This window comes from Dissulfurispira sp., from assembly GCF_036745535.1.
In the GTDB taxonomy this organism is placed as follows: Bacteria; Nitrospirota; Thermodesulfovibrionia; order Thermodesulfovibrionales; family Dissulfurispiraceae; genus Dissulfurispira.
This window is the reverse complement of record NZ_DAIOFX010000039.1, coordinates 2,771-18,336: the sequence shown is the minus strand read 5'-3', so window position 1 is coordinate 18,336 and position 15,566 is coordinate 2,771. Positions and strand designations below refer to the sequence as shown.

Here is a 15,566-nt window from a genome sequence, read left to right as displayed (position 1 = left end):
AAGAGAGGGCGGAAGGACAGTAGGTGCTGGGGTTGTTACTGAGGTGTTGGAGTAAAAAGGTGAACCAAAAGATCAGGATAAAATTAAAGGCTTACGACCACAGATTGCTGGACCAGTCTGTAAAGGAGATAGTGGATACAGCACAGAGGACGGGTGCGCGGATTGCGGGTCCCATACCCTTGCCGACGAGGATAAACAAGTTTACTATCCTGAGGTCGCCCCATGTGGATAAAAAGTCCAGGGAGCAATTTGAGATAAGGACTCATAAAAGGCTTATAGATATATATGATCCAACCCCCGATACTGTCGATGCATTAATGAAGCTTGAACTCGCTTCAGGGGTAGATGTGGAGATAAAGCTATGACAGGTATTTTAGGCAAAAAGCTCGGCATGACACAGATATTCACAGAGGACGGCAAGCTCGTACCTGTTACGGTAATAGAGGCAGGGCCGTGCTGCGTGGTTCAGGTCAAGACACCGGATAAGGACGGATACGAGGCCGTAAAGGTCGGTTTTATCGAGGTAAGAAAAGAAAAGAATGTGACCAAACCCCTCGCAGGCGTCTTTAAAAAGGCAGGAACACCGCTGTTCAGGATAGTAAAGGAGTTCCATATTTCAGGTCTGCAGGTGGGAGATATGATCAAGGCCGACAGCTTCAGCAAAGGCGATAAAGTAACAGTCTCAGGAATATCAAAGGGCAAGGGATTTCAGGGCGTCATGAAGAGGCATAGATTTAAAGGAGGCCCGGATTCACACGGCTCCATGTTTAACAGGGCACCGGGTTCCATTGGTGCAAGCTCATTCCCTTCAAGGGTTTGGAGGGGGCAGAGGATGGCGGGACACATGGGCAGCGATAAGGTTACAATAAGAAACCTTACCGTCATCGATGTCCGTCCCGAGCAGAATCTCATACTGATAAAGGGTGCTGTGCCGGGAGCTACAAACTCGATCGTAGAGATAAGGAAGGCTTAAATACAGGGAGAAGGACATGTTTGAGATAGAGGTTAAAGACATAAATAACAATGCAAAGGGCAAAATAGCCCTTTCAGAAGCAATATTCAACAGCACTGCTTCTGAGTCGGTGGTGCATAGCGCTGTTGTAAGCTATCTCGCAAACCAGAGGCAGGGAACCCATGCCACAAAGACGGTCAGTATGGTTAGCGGCGGCGGCAAGAAGCCATGGAGACAGAAGAAGACAGGAAGGGCAAGGCACGGCAGCATAAGGTCTCCGATCTGGAGAGGCGGTGGTATTGCATTCGGGCCTCAGCCCCGCGACTACTCTGTCAATCTGCCGAAGAATATGAGAAAGGCCGCATTATACAAGGCCCTGACAATGAAGCTATCCGACGGAGAGATAGCTGTGGTCGACTCCATCTCTATGGATAAGCCGAAGACAAAAGAGATGGTTAAGATTTTAACCAATATTGGTTTATCCGGAAAGACGGTACTCATAGTTCTTCCAGAAAAGGATGATAATATAATGCTTTCTGTCAAGAACATTCCGACGGCAGATGTTGTCAGGGTGTCGGACCTTAATGCCTATCAGGTGGCAGCGTTTGACTGCGTTCTTTTTACTGCGGATGCCATATCAAAGCTGCAGTCCAATTTGGAGGTTAAGGCGGAGGTGGCTGTATGAAGATAATTTACGATGTAATCAAAAGGCCTCTTTTTACTGAAAAGGGCATGGACATAAAGGAGAGGGAGAACAAGGTGCTCTTGGAGGTAAATCCCGACTCGAACAAGCACGAGATTAAAAAGGCTGTGGAAGAGGTATTCAAGGTAAAGGTTGCAAAGGTGGCAACAATCAATGAAAAGGGCAAGATGAAGAGGTACGGGAGGTCGGTAGGCAAGACCCCGGACAGGAAGAAGGCAATAATAACGTTAAAGAAGGGCGAAAAGCTCGATTTTATCGAGGCCTAAAAGGAAGAGAGAAAAATGGGTATAAGGAAATATAATCCGACATCGCCTGGAAGGAGATTCCAGAGTTCATCAGACTACAAGGACATAACAGCCGATAGTCCCTATAAGCCGCTTTCAGCGCCTTTAAGGAAGACAGGCGGAAGGAACAATAAAGGACAGATTACAGCATGGCAGAGGGGCGGAGGAAACAAGCGCATATACAGGATGATAGATTTTAATCGCGAAAAAATAGGCATGCCGGCTGTTGTTAAGACAATAGAGTATGATCCCAACAGGTCTGCACGCATAGCCCTTCTCAAGTACAGGGACGGCGAGCACAGGTATATACTTGCACCTGTGGGGCTCGGTGTCGGAGATACAGTAATGACAGGCCCTGATGCAGAGATAAAGCCGGGAAATGCAATGCCGATAAATGCCATTCCCCTCGGCACGATGATTCACAACATAGAGTTAAATCCCGGACAGGGTGCAAAGCTCGTAAGGGCTGCCGGCGCAGCCGCCCAGATTGTCGCAAAGGAAGGCAAGTTCGCGCAGATAAAGATGCCTTCTGGAGAAGTGAGAATAGTCATGACCTCATGCATGGCAACCATCGGGCAGGTCGGAAATGTCGAGCATGAGAATGTCACATACGGCAAGGCAGGAAGGAAAAGATATCTGGGCAAGAGGCCTCATGTCAGGGGCGTTGCCATGAACCCTATAGACCATCCATTGGGTGGTGGCGAAGGCAAGTCTTCAGGAGGCAGGCCCGCATGCTCTCCATGGGGCAAGCCTGAAGGCGTCAAGACAAGGCGTAACAAAAGAACAGACAAGTTTATAGTAAAGAGAAGGAAGTAAAGGAGGAATAAGTGCCGAGATCCTTAAAAAAAGGGCCTTATGTGGAGCCAAAGCTGATAAAAAAGGTGGAAGACATGCTTTCGTCGGGAGACAAGAAGATGATAAAGACATGGTCCAGGAGATCCACGATAATGCCTGAATTTATAGGCTTTACATTTGCAGTGCATAACGGAAGGAAGTTCATACCAGTGTATGTTACAGAAAATATGGTTGGACACAAGCTTGGCGAGTTTGCGCCAACAAGGACATTCAAAAGCCATGCAGGCTCAGAAAAGACAACATCGGTGAAGGGCTAATAGAGGATATCGATATGGAATCAAGGGCAATTTTGAAATATGCAAAGATTACGCCGAGAAAGGCGAGAAGGGTTATAGACCTGATAAGGGGCAAGGGGGCATCAGAGGCGTTGACAGCCCTCAGGTATATGCCGTACAGAGGCGCAGGGCTTATTGCGAAGCTTTTGAAATCGGCAATGTCAAACGCCGAGCAGAAGAACAGCCATGTGGATATAGATAAATTAAAGATAAAGACCGCCCTTGTCGATCAGGGGCCTGTTATGAAGCGGATGGAACCCCGTGCCATGGGCAGGGCAAATGTGATTAAGAAGAGAACATCTCATATAACAATTATCCTGTCGGAGGAATAATGGGCCAGAAGACGAATCCAATAGGCAACAGAATAGGAATAATAAGGACGTGGGAGTCCCGGTGGTTCCAGAAAAAAGGCTACGCAGACAGCCTTATTGAGGACATAAATGTACGCAATATGATTAAAGAGAAATTATTCCACGCAGGCGTTTCGAAGATAGAGATAGAGAGGCCGGGCCAGAAACTGAAGATTATAATATATACGGCAAGACCCGGAATAATAATAGGAAAGAAGGGCGCTGAAGTAGAAAAGCTGAAAAAACAAATAGAAGATATAACAGGCAAACAGGTTGCCATCGATATAAAAGAGGTAAGAAAGCCGGAAGTAAATGCACAGCTCGTTGCAGAAAATATAGCGCTGCAGCTCGAAAAGAGGGTTGCATTCAGAAGGGCATTAAAGCGTGCAGTATCCTCTGCCCAGAGGTTCGGTGCACTTGGAATAAAGGTCCAGTGCTCCGGAAGGCTTGCAGGCGCCGAAATAGCACGGTCCGAGTGGTACAGGGAGGGAAGGGTTCCCCTCAGCACATTCAGGGCAGATGTGGATTACGGCTTTGCAGAGTCGAGGACAACCTACGGCAAGATAGGCATAAAGGTCTGGATATACCACGGCGATGTGCTCCCGGAGCAATCAGGAACTTCGCCATTAGGAGAGTAATACATGTTAGCGCCTAAGAAAGTTAAATTCAGAAAGATGATGAAGGGCAATATGAGCGGCAAGGCTTACAGGGGAGCCGATGTGTCCTTCGGCGAGTTCGGCATAAAGGCTATGGAGCCGGGCTGGATAACAAGCCGCCAGATAGAGGCTGCCAGGGTCGCCATAACAAGGCATGCCAAAAAGGGCTGCAAGGTCTGGATAAGGATATTCCCTGACAAGCCCATAACCAAGAAGCCTGCTGAGACAAGGATGGGTAAGGGAAAGGGCAATCCCGAATACTGGGTTGCCGTTATAAAGCCCGGAAGGATACTGTATGAAGTATCTGGAATCAGCGAAGAGGTGGCAAAGGAGGCATTCATACGCGCCTCTCGGAAGCTGCCGGTTGCAACAAAATTCGTAAAGAGAGAGGAGGCTGTATCATGAAGCCCTCCGAGATCAGAGGACTTTCGATAGAGGAATTAAAGCAGAAAGAGATGGACTTGAGAAAGGAACTGTTCAACCTGAGGTTTCAGCTTTCAAAGGGAGAGCTGGCAAACAATATGAGGGTGCGTGCAGTTCGCAAGGATATAGCACGAGTGCTTACTGTAATGACGCAAAAACAAAAAGGGGTATAGGAAATGCCTAAGAAGGTTTATACAGGTAAGGTAGTGAGCGATAAGATGGACAAGACCGTGGTTGTTGCCGTAACAAGGACATTCCAGCATCCATTATATAAAAAGACAGTTAAAAAGATCACAAAGTTCAAGGCACACGACGAAGAAAATAGATGCAAGGCTGGAGATACAGTCCAGATAATCGAGAGCAGACCGATGAGCAAGGATAAAAGGTGGCAGGTAATTAAAATAATTGAAGGCGAGGGCAGATAGATATGATACAGCCGAGGAGCATTCTTGAAGTAGCAGACAACTCAGGAGCCAAAAGGGTCCAGTGCATAAGGGTGCTTGGTGGTTCTAACAGGAGATATGCGAGGCTCGGCGACATCATTGTCGTGAGCGTGAAAGAGGCTATTCCGGAAGGTAATATAAAGAAGGGTGCAAAGGCAAAGGCCGTTGTTGTCAGAACAAGGAAAGAGGCAAGGAGACCTGACGGCTCGTACATAAGATTTGACCAGAATGCAGTCGTTCTTATAAATAACCAGATGGAGCCCATAGGAACGAGAATATTTGGTCCGGTTGCAAGGGAATTGAGATGGAAGGAATTCATGAAGATCATATCCCTTGCCCCGGAGGTTCTGTAGGAGGATAAGGTGGGTTTAAGGATTAAAAAAGGTGATACGGCACTCGTTATAGCAGGAAAGAACAAGGGAAAGAGCGGAAGGGTGCTTTCTGTCCTGCCGACAAAGGAGCGTGTTATTGTTGAAGGCTTAAACATCGTAAAGAAACATATGAAGCCGGGCAGGCAATATACACAGGGCGGGATAATCGAGAAAGAGGCACCGATACATATATCCAATGTCATGCTTATGTGCCCGAAATGCAATAAGCCCACAAGGATAGGCAGCACGTTATTTGACGACGGAAGAAAACTGAGGACATGCAAGAAGTGCAAGGAGGTCATAGACTGATAATGGCACCCAGGCTGAAGGAAAAATATACAAAAGAGATTGTGCCGGCAATAATGAAGGAGTTCTCATATAAAAGCATTATGCAGGTTCCGAGGCTCGAAAAGGTTGTGGTTCACGTTACCCTCGGAGAGGCAACACAGAATATAAAGCTCCTCGATGCTGCGGAAAGGGAACTTGCAGCAATTACGGGCCAGAAGGCGCTTGTAACAAAGTCAAAGAAGGCAATAGCAGGCTTTAAACTGAAAAAGGGAGTTCCCCTTGGATGCAAGGTTACCCTGAGGGGCGAGAGGATGTATGAATTCTTAGACAGGCTCATCAGCCTTGCATTGCCGAGGATAAGGGATTTTAAGGGACTTTCCGGGAAGTCCTTTGACGGCAAAGGCAATTACACCTTCGGCCTTAAGGAGCAGTATATATTCCCTGAGATAGACTATGATAAGGTCGAAATGGTGCATGGTCTTGACATCACCATATGCACCACCGCAAAAACAGACGAAGAGTGCAAGGCATTGCTGAGGCAATTCGGAATGCCTTTTAGAAGGTAAAGGAGGACTTTGTGGCAAAAACATGCATGATCGAGAAGTCTAAAAGACCGCCAAAATTCAGGGTAAGGGCTCACAATAGATGCAAGGTATGCGGCAGGCCAAAGGCATATATAAGGAAGTTCGGCCTTTGTAGAATTTGTTTCAGGACACTTGCCCTTAAGGGACAGATACCCGGGGTAACAAAATCAAGCTGGTAAGACCAAGGAATTAAGGAGTAAGGAGGATAGATGCTCACTGATCCAATTTCAGACATGCTGACGCGAATGAGGAATGCGATTCTCATAAAGAGCGAAAAGGTTGATATACCTGCTTCCAAGATGAAGGTTGAGATAGCAAAGATATTAAAGGAAGAGGGGTTCATAAAGTCCTATAAGATCATCAAGGATAAAAAACAGGGCATTCTAAGGGTGACCCTTAAATATACTTCTGAAAACGAGCCTGTGGTATCAGGGCTCAAGAGGATAAGCAAACCCGGAAGAAGGGTTTATGTTGGAAAGAGCGACGTGCCGCGGGTAATGGGCGGGGTCGGAATTGCAATTATCACAACGCCGAAGGGCATATTGAGCGACAAGGGATGCCGGAATGAAGGCGTTGGCGGCGAAGTGCTGTGCTATGTATGGTAAAAAAGGCAATAGGCAAAAGGAGAGATAGATGTCGAGGATAGGCAAACAACCCGTAGATATACCTCAGGGTGTAAATGTAGAGCTTAAGAATGGTATGGTCAAGGTAAAAGGCCCGAAGGGCGAACTCAGTTACTCCCTCCCTGAAGGCATTAAGGCCTCCCTTACAGACAGCAAGCTCCTGTTAGAAAGAGGCTCGGATACAAAGGTGGACAGGGCGCTCCATGGACTTGCACGCAGCTTGCTATCCAATATGGTGAATGGCGTTTCAAGAGGATATGAAAGGGTGCTTGAAATAACCGGTATCGGCTACAGGGCACAGGTGAAGGGCAATAAGATTGTATTTACACTCGGCTACTCCCATCCTGTTGAATTTGAGCTGCCTGCCGGTGTTAGCGCAAAGGTTGATGAAAAACAGACGACAATTACCCTCAGCGGTATTGACAAGCAGCTTTTGGGGCAGGTTGCGGCGAACATTAAAGAACTCAGGGCGCCTGATGCTTACAAGGGCAAAGGCATCAGGTATGCAGGCGAGGGGATCAAGCTGAAGGCCGGTAAGACAGGCAAGAAATAGAGGCATAGGAGTACAGGAGGAGATTGGTGAATATTAAGGAACTGGCAAGGAAAAGAAGACATGCGAGGATAAGAAAAAGGGTATTCGGGACGGCTGAAAGACCGAGGCTCAGCGTCTTTAGAAGCCTTAACCATATATATGCCCAGATCATTGACGATACAAAAGGGCATACCGTTGCCTCTGTCTCAACCCTCGATAAGGAGCTCAAGGAGGAGAAGGGACATAAAGGTAATGTGGCAATGGCCAAAAAGGCCGGCCAATTGCTTGCATTAAAGGCAGCAAAGGCCGGAATAAAGAGTGTAGTATTTGACAGAGGCGGGTATAAATATCATGGCTGCATAAAGGCCCTTGCTGAAGCCGCAAGGGAAGGCGGACTGGAGTTTTAGGAGGTTATGGTGAAGAGTGAGAGGATCGACGCCGAGGGGCTTAGTTTAAAAGACAAGGTTGTGTACATAAACAGGGTTGCCAAGGTTGTGAAGGGCGGCAGGAGATTCTCCTTCAGCGCCCTCGTTGTGGTCGGAGACGAAAACGGCATCGTCGGCGTTGGCAAAGGCAAGGCAACAGAAGTCCCCGAGGCCATAAGAAAGGCCGTGGAACAGGCAAAGAAAAGACTCATGAGGTTCCCGTTGAAGGAAGGAACAATACCCCACAGGATCATCGGGCGGTACGGCTCGAACTCTGTGATCATGAACCCTGCAAAGAAGGGTACAGGGCTGATTGCCGGCGGTCCTGTCCGCGCTGTCTTTGAGGTGGCGGGAATACACGACATCGTTGCAAAGTCTCTCGGCAGTCATAATCCGTTTAATGCCGTAAAGGCAACACTGGACGGGCTCGGCAGCCTGAAAGACCCCGATGCTGTTTTAAAGCTCAGGGGCAAATCAGAGGAAGAGCCTGCAGCAGAAGAGACGAACGAATAGTCAACAGTTTGAACGGTTCAAACTGTTTGAACAGTTAAAGTAGGAGGTCAGAAAAGATAACCATGAAGATACAGGATTTAACTCCGGGAGGAGGCAGCAAAAGGCGGTCTAAGAGAATAGGTCGTGGCCCAGGCTCAGGACACGGAAAGACAGCCACAAAAGGGCATAAAGGACAGAAGTCCCGTTCCGGAGGCACAAAAGGTCCTTCCTTCGAGGGCGGTCAGACGCCTTTGCAGAGGAGATTGCCCAAGAGGGGGTTTAAGAATGCTCCCTTTAAGAAGGTGTATGCGGTTTTAAATCTCAGTGATCTGGTAAAACTTGATATCGATACCATAACTCCCGAGACGCTTTTAGAGAAGAGGGTTATAAAGGATTTAAAATATGGCATAAAGATACTCGGTGAAGGCACTGTAAACAAGCCATTGACCATAAAGGCCCATGCCTTTAGCGCTTCAGCAGTATCAAAGATAAATGCTGCCGGCGGTAAGGCTGAAATACTTTCGCCTTCAAAGGTGCTTTAACATTGGGAGTCCTTGCAAACATCAGAAATATATTTAAGATCCCTGAGCTCAAAGTCAGGGTTCTTTTCACATTAAGCCTCCTCACTGTCTATAGAATCGGAGCACACATACCAACACCGGGGATCAATGGCGATGCTCTGAGCAAATTCCTCACGGAAAAAAGGGGAGCCCTCATGGGCTTTTTCGATATGTTTTCCGGCGGTGCATTGTCCAGGGTCACCATCTTTGCCCTCGGCATAATGCCTTATATCAGTGCATCCATCATATTCCAGCTCCTGACAGTTGTCATTCCTGCACTCGGAAGACTCGCAAAGGAAGGAGAAGCAGGCAAAAAGAAGATCGTTAAATACACGAGGTATGCCACTGTTGTCATAGCCGCCATCCAGTCTTTGGGAATAGCCATCGGCATAGAAGGCATGTCAGGCGGCCAGTTTGTACAGAATCCTGGATGGTCGTTCAGGCTTCTTACAATGATTACACTCACATCGGGCACTGTCTTTTTGATGTGGCTCGGCGAGCAGATAACCGAGAGGGGCATCGGCAACGGCATATCCCTGATAATTTTTGCAGGAATAGTTGCGAGATTCCCCAATGCCATATTCAACACCTTTAATCTTGTAAGGGCTGGAGAACTGTCCGTATTCTTTGTCCTCATTCTTGTTGTGATGATGGTCGCTGTAGTGGGCGGTATCGTATTCATAGAGAGGGGGCAGAGGAAGATACCTGTCCAGTATGCAAAAAGAGTTGTGGGCAGAAAGGTCTTTGGCGGACAGACTACCTATCTGCCTTTAAAGATCAATACATCGGGAGTTATCCCTCCCATATTCGCATCATCCATAATAATGTTTCCTGCAACTGTTGCAGGCTTTATCAGCATACCATGGGTTCAGGGCATAGCAAAGCAATTATCCCCGGGGACTGCAATGTATACAACCCTGTATGTGGGCTTGATATTCTTCTTCAGCTACTTTTATACAGCAGTAATATTCAACCCTGTGGATATTGCAGATAACTTACAAAAACATGGCGGTTTTATTCCAGGGATCAGGCCCGGTCAGAAAACCTCCGAATATATATACAGGGTGCTCACAAGGCTTACCTTTATCGGCGCGGTTTATCTGGCCATAGTATGCGTCATGCCTGAGCTTTTAATCGGGAAATTCAATCTGCCGTTCTATTTTGGAGGCACATCCCTTCTCATAGCTGTTGGTGTTGCCCTTGACACTGCTTCGCAGATAGAATCCCATCTCGTGACAAGGTCTTATGAAGGCTTCCTTAAGAAAGGAAGGCTGAGGGGCAGAAGAGGCTGAAACATTAAGCAGCAAACAGATGTGATAATAATTAAATCTCAGTCAGAAATAAATAAGATAGCCGCTGCATGCCGCATAGTGGCAGAGATTCTGGAAGGTCTTAAAGCCTTTGTTAAGATAGGCATATCCACTGCCGATATAGAGGCGTATGTGGATAGGGAAATAAATAAGAGGGGTGCAACCCCTGCCTTTAAGGGATACAGAGGGTATCCATCGAGTGTATGCATATCTGTAAACGAGCAGGTTGTGCACGGGATACCATCCATGGCAGCAAGACTAAAAAACGGCGATATTGTGAGCATAGATTTAGGGGCGATACTGGACGGATTTTATGGCGATGCAGCTTTGACCATTCCTGTTGGAGATATAAGTCCTGAGGCATCACGGCTTATCATGGTGACAGAGGAAGCCTTCTACAAGGGAATTGAAAAGGCGGTAGCCGGAAACAGAGTTTCCGATATATCTGCCGCAATACAGGATCATGTGGAGTCCAATGGGTTTTCGGTGGTGAGGGCCTTTGTCGGCCACGGCATCGGCCGTTCGCTCCACGAAGAGCCGCAGGTTCCGAACTTCGGGAAACCGGGACAGGGGCCGAGGTTGAAAGAGGGTATGACCATGGCAGTTGAGCCCATGGTCAATGCCGGAGGCCCTGACGTTAAGATACTGGATGACGGCTGGACAGCGATTACCGCAGACGGCAGCCTGTCAGCCCATTATGAGCATACAGTTGTAATAACAAAAAATGGCGCTGAAATCTTGACTAAACTCTCATGAGATAGGTATAATTATAAGCTTAAAATATGTCGAAAGAAGAAAATATCGAACTTCAGGGAACAATCGTAGAAACCTTGCCGAATGCGATGTTCAGGGTAGAGCTTGAGAACGGGCAGGTAATACTTGCCTATGTATCCGGCAAGATGAGGATGCATTTTATAAAGATACTGCCTGGAGACAAGGTTACTGTGGAGCTCTCTCCCTATGACCTTACAAAGGGACGCATTACTTATAGATTTAAGTAGGATATATGACCTATACGACTTATATGATCTATATTACTATGGAGGATTTGTATGAAGGTAAGGCCGTCTGTAAAGCCTATATGTTCTAAATGCAAGATTGTCAAGAGAAAAGGTGTTATAAGGATTCTCTGCGAAAACCCAAGACACAAGCAGAGACAGGGATAATAAAAATTTCAAATTTGAAATTTCAGATTTCAAATTAAAATAAAGAAGGAGTTTTTATGGCGAGAATAGCTGGTGTTGACCTGCCGAAGAGTGAGCGTGTGGAAGTAGGACTTACACGCATATTCGGCATTGGAAGGTCTTTATCCAATAAGATACTTACAGAAACAAATGTAAACCCGAACACGAGGGTGAAAGACCTTACCGATGAGGATATTGTTAAAATAAGGAGCCTCATAGAAAGGGATTATAAGGTAGAGGGCGACCTGAGGCGTGAAATATCGATGGATATAAAGAGGCTTCATGATATCGGTTGCTATAGAGGGCTCAGGCATAAGGCCCACCTGCCTGTGAGAGGACAGAGGACAAGGACCAATGCGAGGACACGAAAAGGTCCAAGAAAGCTTGTGGTCAAGAAAAAGTAAGCCAAAGGAAAACATAAAGAAGGAGGAGTTTATTTGATGGCCCAGAAAAAGAGAGCAGACAAGAAGGTTAAGAAGAATATACCCAGTGGCTCAGCCCATATACAGACCACTTTTAATAATACAATAATTACCATAACCGACCAGGGCGGCAATGTGATAGCATGGTCGAGTGCAGGAAGCCTTGGTTTCAAGGGGGCAAGGAAAGGCACTCCCTTTGCTGCACAGACAGCGTCAGAGACAGCAGCAAAAAAGGCAATGGAGATGGGGCTTAAGCACGTGGACGTTTATGTAAAGGGCCCCGGCGCCGGCAGGGAGACGGCAATCCGCGCACTTCAGGCAGCAGGACTTGAGATAACATTGATTAAGGATGTTACCCCTGTTCCGCACAACGGCTGCAGACCGCCGAAAAGGAGGAGGGTGTAATGGCAAGATATACCGGTGCATTATGCAGACTGTGCAGGAGAGAGGGAGAGAAGCTCTTTTTAAAGGGCAGCAGATGCTACACCGACAAATGCGCGGTTGAAAAAAGAAAATACGCCCCCGGACAGCACGGGCAGAACAGGGGAAAGCTTTCTGACTACGGCATACAGTTGAGGGAAAAGCAGAAGGTCAGAAGGATATACGGCGTGATGGAGGACCAGTTCAGGATATATTTTAAAAAGGCATCACGCATGAAAGGCGTAACAGGCGAGGCCCTGCTCCAGTTGCTTGAGAGAAGGCTCGATAACGTTGTCTATAGAATGGGATTTTCGACAAACAGGAGAGAGGCTCGGCAGCTTGTGAAGCACGGACATTTCCTTGTCAATGGCGGAACAGTCGATATCCCTTCCTATCTCCTCAGGCCCGGCGATGTGGTCGAGGTCAGAGAGGCCAGCAGGCAGCTGCAGGCAATATCCGATAGCCTGTCAATGGCGGAGCACAAGGGATTTCCAGAATGGATAGAACTGGACATGCAGAATATGAAGGGTAAGTTTGTCAGGATTCCTTCGCGGGAAGAGATAAAACTGTCTGTCCATGAGCAGCTTATAGTCGAGCTCTATTCGAAGTAAGACTTTGAATTTCAGGATACCGGGGATAACCGACTCGGTTTTTTATTTTTAGAAATAATTAAAAGCAGAATTATACAGGCATAGGAGGCCTTACATGGATCTTGTTAAAAAAGGCTTTCAGTTACCCAAAAAGATTAACTTTGATGAGGAAACCCTTACCGATTCCTACGGCAAGCTGGTCGTAGAGCCGCTTGAGCGCGGGTTCGGTACTACCATAGGAAATTCGCTGCGCAGGATTTTGCTTTCCTCGATAGAGGGAGCTGCTGTTACCGCAGTGAGAATCCCCGGTGTTTTGCACGAATTTTCCAGCATAAAGGGTGTAAAGGAAGACGTTGTCGATATTATCCTGAACATAAAGAAACTGAGGTTCAAGATGCACGGTGACGGCAGGAAGACCGCAACCGTGAAAGTAAAGGGCCCGAAGGTTGTGACAGGCGCTGATATAGAGACAGATCCCAGTGTCGAGGTTTTGAACAGAGACCATCGTATCGCCACGGTTGACAACGGCACCACGCTGGAAATAGAGATGTACGTAAAAAAGGGAAAGGGCTATATATCGGCAGAGATAAATAAAGAAGAGGGTCTCCCCATCGATGTGCTTGCCATAGATTCTGTATTCAGCCCCATAAAGAAGGTGAACTTCTGGGTTGAGAAGGCAAGGGTAGGAAGGGCTACGGATTATGACAGGCTTATCATGGAGGTATGGACCGACGGAAGCATAACCCCTAAGAAGGCGGTGAGCGATGCAGCATCGATACTCATAGACCATCTCGACCTGCTTATCTTTGTAGAGGAAGAGGAGATAACCGAAGAGACAGCGGGTTCCATGATTGCGGCTGCATCCAATCCATCCTTGAATGAGAACCTGCTGAAGAGCATCGATGAGCTGGAACTCTCTGTCAGGGCATATAACTGCCTCAAGAATGCCAATATAAAAACAATCGGAGACCTTGTTCAGAAGACAGAGCACGAGATGCTCAGGACAAAGAACTTTGGCCGCAAGTCCCTGAACGAGATAAAGGAGATACTCGTGGGCATGGGATTGAACTTCGGCATGAGAATAGACATGGATGAATTGGTGAGGGGAGGTAGATAATGCGCCATAAAGTAGCAGGCAGCAATTTCAATAGAACAGCGAACCAGAGAAAGGCATTGCTGAGGGGACTCGTATCGTCCCTCTTCGAGCACCAGAGGATAGAGACAACACTGGCAAAGGCAAAGGCAATTAAAGGCATAGCAGAGAAGCTCGTTACCTTTGGCAAGCGCGGCGACCTCCATTCCAAGAGGATGGTAATGTCCTATATTCCTAACAGGACTGTTGTGGCAAAGCTCTTTTCGGATATAGCTCCGAGGTTTGCAGACAGAAACGGCGGTTATCTGAGGATAGTCCAGACAAGACAGAGGGTCAATGACAGGGCGCCAATGGCTATTATAGAATTTATCGATTATCAGGACATAAAAGAAAAAGGTCAAGGCAAGGGTCAGGAAAAAGAAGGTAAGAAAGAATGAACGACATACTCATCGGAGCAGGAATAATCCTGGTATGGGTGATCCTTCAGTTCTTTGTCTTTCCAAAACTCGGAGTACCCACCTGAGCGGTGCCGCAAAAGGGTTCGGGAAACTCTAAGAAGTGCAAATAAATTTTCAGAATATAGTTCTAACGAAAGGGATTCGCAAAGCGAATCCCTTTTTTGTTATCGAGCATTTATTATGTAATTCAGCATGCAGGCAAATAAGAAGAAAAGAATACTTATCGTCGATGACGAGAAAGTGATAAGGGCAAACCTTTCCGATCTGCTGGAAGGAAACGGCTATCTTACAGATACCGCAGTCTCCGGAAGGCAGGCAATAGAGAAGGTTACGTCAGAGGATTTCGATATCGTTCTCCTTGATTTGATGATGCCTGTAATGGACGGCATGGAAGCGCTCAAGGAGATCAAGAAGATCAGGCCGAAAATAAAAGTGATCATGATTACCGCCTTCGCCACAGTAGAAGGAGCAGTGGATGCCATGAAAAGCGGTGCAAGCGACTACCTGCCCAAACCATACGTACCGCAAGAGCTTCTTGCTACTATAAGCCGGGTAATAAGACGAGGCAAAATTCGAAAAGGGTCTTAAAAGGTTAAGGCTTGAGGATACCCTTTTCTCCTTATCCAGCCCCATACGTAGAGATATCCTCATATGCTGCTTTATTCAAAGGGAAGCCTGCGTTTAACCGACATAACAAAAAACCTTGAGATAGACGACCATACAAAGGTTATTTTCCATCTGAAGACACTAAAGGAATTCAGGATGATAGACCACGGCGAAAGATCATACCACCTCACCCGTCTTGGAGAAAAGATAGTAGAATTCCTCAAAATTTTAGGCGCCTACCTTTCGGAATAACAACTCGCCAAATTTCCCTTATTTTTCAATACCCATCATGTGAAGCGGACTTCACGTTGAACTTATTGTTGAAAAAGGTGTATAAAACCTGTAGGCGTTTTTTTAGGATACAGGGGGCGTTATGGCATGCAACATCTGCAAATATTATCAGGTGGTCGAAAATTTCAAGATGAAAAATATTCCCACTACTGCTTCTTCTTCAGCACATTTATGGAAAAGACGAGGGAAAAGTGCGATTCATGCAGGCCGGTAAAGGAGCAGAAACAGAGAGGCGAACAGCCTGAAACTGGGATCAACTGAATTTATCAGCCATGAAAAACAATGGAATTATAAACGAATGGAAAAATGAAAAATGAAAATGAAATGAAAATGGGACGGTTCTATTTTCTGATAAAAAGATAAGGAAGAAAGGAAG

At 46.8% G+C, this 15,566-nt stretch carries 31 protein-coding genes; all 31 read left to right on the top strand.

Annotated features, from left to right (window positions below):
* Positions 1-59: 59 nt before the first annotated feature.
* The 31 genes from rpsJ (at position 60) to V7L97_RS07675 (ending at position 15,151) form a co-directional block, all read left to right on the top strand.
* On the top strand, positions 60-365 hold the full coding sequence (gene rpsJ / locus V7L97_RS07825) for a 30S ribosomal protein S10 (protein ID WP_203473002.1): 306 nt from the start codon (positions 60-62) through the stop codon (positions 363-365).
* Complete coding sequence (gene rplC, locus V7L97_RS07820) at positions 362-973, top strand: 50S ribosomal protein L3 (RefSeq protein ID WP_333654795.1); 612 nt, start codon at positions 362-364, stop codon at positions 971-973. Before rpsJ ends, rplC begins: the two co-directional genes overlap by 4 nt.
* 16 nt (positions 974-989) lie before the next feature.
* A complete protein-coding gene (gene rplD, locus V7L97_RS07815; RefSeq protein ID WP_333654793.1) occupies positions 990-1,637 on the top strand; it encodes a 50S ribosomal protein L4 in 648 nt (215 codons plus the stop codon).
* A complete protein-coding gene (gene rplW, locus V7L97_RS07810; RefSeq protein ID WP_333654792.1) occupies positions 1,634-1,921 on the top strand; it encodes a 50S ribosomal protein L23 in 288 nt (95 codons plus the stop codon). The genes rplD and rplW overlap by 4 nt, the downstream gene beginning before the upstream one ends.
* Positions 1,922-1,936: 15 nt before the next feature.
* A complete protein-coding gene (rplB, locus tag V7L97_RS07805) occupies positions 1,937-2,755 on the top strand; it encodes a 50S ribosomal protein L2 (RefSeq protein WP_333654791.1) in 819 nt (272 codons plus the stop codon).
* Between the two features lie 11 nt (positions 2,756-2,766).
* On the top strand, positions 2,767-3,051 hold the full coding sequence (gene rpsS, locus V7L97_RS07800) for a 30S ribosomal protein S19 (RefSeq protein WP_333654790.1): 285 nt from the start codon (positions 2,767-2,769) through the stop codon (positions 3,049-3,051).
* A 14-nt stretch (positions 3,052-3,065) separates the two neighbouring features.
* On the top strand, positions 3,066-3,401 hold the full coding sequence (rplV, locus tag V7L97_RS07795) for a 50S ribosomal protein L22 (protein WP_333654789.1): 336 nt from the start codon (positions 3,066-3,068) through the stop codon (positions 3,399-3,401).
* Positions 3,401-4,057 (top strand): 30S ribosomal protein S3, encoded by a 657-nt coding sequence (gene rpsC, locus V7L97_RS07790; RefSeq protein ID WP_333654788.1) that lies wholly within the window; start codon positions 3,401-3,403, stop codon positions 4,055-4,057. The genes rplV and rpsC overlap by 1 nt, the downstream gene beginning before the upstream one ends.
* 3 nt (positions 4,058-4,060) lie before the next feature.
* Positions 4,061-4,480, top strand: a complete 420-nt coding sequence (rplP, locus tag V7L97_RS07785) for a 50S ribosomal protein L16 (protein ID WP_333654787.1) — start codon at positions 4,061-4,063, stop codon at positions 4,478-4,480.
* Complete coding sequence (gene rpmC, locus V7L97_RS07780; protein WP_333654784.1) at positions 4,477-4,671, top strand: 50S ribosomal protein L29; 195 nt, start codon at positions 4,477-4,479, stop codon at positions 4,669-4,671. Before rplP ends, rpmC begins: the two co-directional genes overlap by 4 nt.
* Positions 4,672-4,674: 3 nt before the next feature.
* Positions 4,675-4,923, top strand: coding sequence for a 30S ribosomal protein S17 (gene rpsQ, locus V7L97_RS07775; protein ID WP_333654782.1), 249 nt, complete (start codon positions 4,675-4,677; stop codon positions 4,921-4,923).
* A 2-nt stretch (positions 4,924-4,925) separates the two neighbouring features.
* On the top strand, positions 4,926-5,294 hold the full coding sequence (gene rplN / locus V7L97_RS07770; RefSeq protein WP_333654780.1) for a 50S ribosomal protein L14: 369 nt from the start codon (positions 4,926-4,928) through the stop codon (positions 5,292-5,294).
* A gap of 9 nt (positions 5,295-5,303) precedes the next feature.
* The gene (rplX, locus tag V7L97_RS07765; protein WP_333654779.1) at positions 5,304-5,621 is read left to right on the top strand and encodes a 50S ribosomal protein L24; all 318 of its coding nucleotides are present in this window, start codon (positions 5,304-5,306) and stop codon (positions 5,619-5,621) included.
* A gap of 2 nt (positions 5,622-5,623) precedes the next feature.
* Positions 5,624-6,166 (top strand): 50S ribosomal protein L5, encoded by a 543-nt coding sequence (gene rplE, locus V7L97_RS07760; protein WP_333654777.1) that lies wholly within the window; start codon positions 5,624-5,626, stop codon positions 6,164-6,166.
* 11 nt (positions 6,167-6,177) lie between these two features.
* Positions 6,178-6,363 (top strand): type Z 30S ribosomal protein S14, encoded by a 186-nt coding sequence (locus V7L97_RS07755; RefSeq protein ID WP_333654776.1) that lies wholly within the window; start codon positions 6,178-6,180, stop codon positions 6,361-6,363.
* A 30-nt stretch (positions 6,364-6,393) separates the two neighbouring features.
* Complete coding sequence (rpsH, locus tag V7L97_RS07750; protein WP_333654775.1) at positions 6,394-6,789, top strand: 30S ribosomal protein S8; 396 nt, start codon at positions 6,394-6,396, stop codon at positions 6,787-6,789.
* A 28-nt stretch (positions 6,790-6,817) separates the two neighbouring features.
* Positions 6,818-7,360, top strand: a complete 543-nt coding sequence (gene rplF / locus V7L97_RS07745; RefSeq protein WP_333654774.1) for a 50S ribosomal protein L6 — start codon at positions 6,818-6,820, stop codon at positions 7,358-7,360.
* A gap of 26 nt (positions 7,361-7,386) precedes the next feature.
* Positions 7,387-7,746 (top strand): 50S ribosomal protein L18, encoded by a 360-nt coding sequence (rplR, locus tag V7L97_RS07740; RefSeq protein WP_333654773.1) that lies wholly within the window; start codon positions 7,387-7,389, stop codon positions 7,744-7,746.
* A 6-nt stretch (positions 7,747-7,752) separates the two neighbouring features.
* Positions 7,753-8,277 (top strand): 30S ribosomal protein S5, encoded by a 525-nt coding sequence (gene rpsE / locus V7L97_RS07735; protein ID WP_333654772.1) that lies wholly within the window; start codon positions 7,753-7,755, stop codon positions 8,275-8,277.
* A gap of 62 nt (positions 8,278-8,339) precedes the next feature.
* Complete coding sequence (gene rplO / locus V7L97_RS07730) at positions 8,340-8,798, top strand: 50S ribosomal protein L15 (RefSeq protein WP_333654771.1); 459 nt, start codon at positions 8,340-8,342, stop codon at positions 8,796-8,798.
* Positions 8,799-8,800: 2 nt separating this feature from the next.
* Positions 8,801-10,108: a preprotein translocase subunit SecY gene (secY, locus tag V7L97_RS07725; protein WP_333654769.1), complete on the top strand. Its 1,308-nt coding sequence runs from the start codon at positions 8,801-8,803 to the stop codon at positions 10,106-10,108.
* Positions 10,109-10,129: 21 nt separating this feature from the next.
* On the top strand, positions 10,130-10,882 hold the full coding sequence (gene map, locus V7L97_RS07720; RefSeq protein ID WP_333654768.1) for a type I methionyl aminopeptidase: 753 nt from the start codon (positions 10,130-10,132) through the stop codon (positions 10,880-10,882).
* A 26-nt stretch (positions 10,883-10,908) separates the two neighbouring features.
* On the top strand, positions 10,909-11,127 hold the full coding sequence (gene infA / locus V7L97_RS07715) for a translation initiation factor IF-1 (RefSeq protein WP_333654767.1): 219 nt from the start codon (positions 10,909-10,911) through the stop codon (positions 11,125-11,127).
* A gap of 51 nt (positions 11,128-11,178) precedes the next feature.
* Positions 11,179-11,292 (top strand): 50S ribosomal protein L36, encoded by a 114-nt coding sequence (rpmJ, locus tag V7L97_RS07710; RefSeq protein ID WP_333654765.1) that lies wholly within the window; start codon positions 11,179-11,181, stop codon positions 11,290-11,292.
* A 56-nt stretch (positions 11,293-11,348) separates the two neighbouring features.
* Positions 11,349-11,714, top strand: coding sequence for a 30S ribosomal protein S13 (rpsM, locus tag V7L97_RS07705; protein WP_333654763.1), 366 nt, complete (start codon positions 11,349-11,351; stop codon positions 11,712-11,714).
* Between the two features lie 36 nt (positions 11,715-11,750).
* The gene (gene rpsK, locus V7L97_RS07700) at positions 11,751-12,137 is read left to right on the top strand and encodes a 30S ribosomal protein S11 (RefSeq protein WP_333654761.1); all 387 of its coding nucleotides are present in this window, start codon (positions 11,751-11,753) and stop codon (positions 12,135-12,137) included.
* The gene (gene rpsD, locus V7L97_RS07695; protein WP_333654760.1) at positions 12,137-12,763 is read left to right on the top strand and encodes a 30S ribosomal protein S4; all 627 of its coding nucleotides are present in this window, start codon (positions 12,137-12,139) and stop codon (positions 12,761-12,763) included. Before rpsK ends, rpsD begins: the two co-directional genes overlap by 1 nt.
* Before the next feature lie 94 nt (positions 12,764-12,857).
* A complete protein-coding gene (locus tag V7L97_RS07690; protein WP_333654759.1) occupies positions 12,858-13,859 on the top strand; it encodes a DNA-directed RNA polymerase subunit alpha in 1,002 nt (333 codons plus the stop codon).
* Positions 13,859-14,272 carry a 50S ribosomal protein L17 gene (gene rplQ, locus V7L97_RS07685; RefSeq protein ID WP_333654757.1) on the top strand — a complete coding sequence of 138 codons (414 nt, stop codon included), beginning with the start codon at positions 13,859-13,861 and terminating at the stop codon, positions 14,270-14,272. Before V7L97_RS07690 ends, rplQ begins: the two co-directional genes overlap by 1 nt.
* 213 nt (positions 14,273-14,485) lie before the next feature.
* The gene (locus tag V7L97_RS07680) at positions 14,486-14,881 is read left to right on the top strand and encodes a sigma-54-dependent transcriptional regulator (RefSeq protein ID WP_333654756.1); all 396 of its coding nucleotides are present in this window, start codon (positions 14,486-14,488) and stop codon (positions 14,879-14,881) included.
* Positions 14,882-14,944: 63 nt separating this feature from the next.
* Positions 14,945-15,151 (top strand): hypothetical protein, encoded by a 207-nt coding sequence (locus V7L97_RS07675; RefSeq protein ID WP_333654755.1) that lies wholly within the window; start codon positions 14,945-14,947, stop codon positions 15,149-15,151.
* Positions 15,152-15,566 lie beyond the last annotated feature (415 nt).

Bases quoted from the DNA above. Each gene is read 5' to 3' on its own strand.
- rplC (WP_333654795.1), top strand. From the start codon at position 362: ATGACAGGTATTTTAGGCAAAAAGCTCGGCATGACACAGATATTCACA.
- rplD (WP_333654793.1), top strand. From the start codon at position 990: ATGTTTGAGATAGAGGTTAAAGACATAAATAACAATGCAAAGGGCAAA.
- rplW (WP_333654792.1), top strand. From the start codon at position 1,634: ATGAAGATAATTTACGATGTAATCAAAAGGCCTCTTTTTACTGAAAAG.
- rplB (WP_333654791.1), top strand. From the start codon at position 1,937: ATGGGTATAAGGAAATATAATCCGACATCGCCTGGAAGGAGATTCCAG.
- rplV (WP_333654789.1), top strand. From the start codon at position 3,066: ATGGAATCAAGGGCAATTTTGAAATATGCAAAGATTACGCCGAGAAAG.
- rpsC (WP_333654788.1), top strand. From the start codon at position 3,401: ATGGGCCAGAAGACGAATCCAATAGGCAACAGAATAGGAATAATAAGG.
- rplP (WP_333654787.1), top strand. From the start codon at position 4,061: ATGTTAGCGCCTAAGAAAGTTAAATTCAGAAAGATGATGAAGGGCAAT.
- rpmC (WP_333654784.1), top strand. From the start codon at position 4,477: ATGAAGCCCTCCGAGATCAGAGGACTTTCGATAGAGGAATTAAAGCAG.
- rpsQ (WP_333654782.1), top strand. From the start codon at position 4,675: ATGCCTAAGAAGGTTTATACAGGTAAGGTAGTGAGCGATAAGATGGAC.
- rplN (WP_333654780.1), top strand. From the start codon at position 4,926: ATGATACAGCCGAGGAGCATTCTTGAAGTAGCAGACAACTCAGGAGCC.
- rplE (WP_333654777.1), top strand. From the start codon at position 5,624: ATGGCACCCAGGCTGAAGGAAAAATATACAAAAGAGATTGTGCCGGCA.
- rpsH (WP_333654775.1), top strand. From the start codon at position 6,394: ATGCTCACTGATCCAATTTCAGACATGCTGACGCGAATGAGGAATGCG.
- rplF (WP_333654774.1), top strand. From the start codon at position 6,818: ATGTCGAGGATAGGCAAACAACCCGTAGATATACCTCAGGGTGTAAAT.
- rpsE (WP_333654772.1), top strand. From the start codon at position 7,753: ATGGTGAAGAGTGAGAGGATCGACGCCGAGGGGCTTAGTTTAAAAGAC.
- rplO (WP_333654771.1), top strand. From the start codon at position 8,340: ATGAAGATACAGGATTTAACTCCGGGAGGAGGCAGCAAAAGGCGGTCT.
- infA (WP_333654767.1), top strand. From the start codon at position 10,909: ATGTCGAAAGAAGAAAATATCGAACTTCAGGGAACAATCGTAGAAACC.
- rpmJ (WP_333654765.1), top strand. From the start codon at position 11,179: ATGAAGGTAAGGCCGTCTGTAAAGCCTATATGTTCTAAATGCAAGATT.
- rpsM (WP_333654763.1), top strand. From the start codon at position 11,349: ATGGCGAGAATAGCTGGTGTTGACCTGCCGAAGAGTGAGCGTGTGGAA.
- rpsK (WP_333654761.1), top strand. From the start codon at position 11,751: ATGGCCCAGAAAAAGAGAGCAGACAAGAAGGTTAAGAAGAATATACCC.
- rpsD (WP_333654760.1), top strand. From the start codon at position 12,137: ATGGCAAGATATACCGGTGCATTATGCAGACTGTGCAGGAGAGAGGGA.
- V7L97_RS07690 (WP_333654759.1), top strand. From the start codon at position 12,858: ATGGATCTTGTTAAAAAAGGCTTTCAGTTACCCAAAAAGATTAACTTT.
- rplQ (WP_333654757.1), top strand. From the start codon at position 13,859: ATGCGCCATAAAGTAGCAGGCAGCAATTTCAATAGAACAGCGAACCAG.
- V7L97_RS07680 (WP_333654756.1), top strand. From the start codon at position 14,486: ATGCAGGCAAATAAGAAGAAAAGAATACTTATCGTCGATGACGAGAAA.
- V7L97_RS07675 (WP_333654755.1), top strand. From the start codon at position 14,945: ATGCTGCTTTATTCAAAGGGAAGCCTGCGTTTAACCGACATAACAAAA.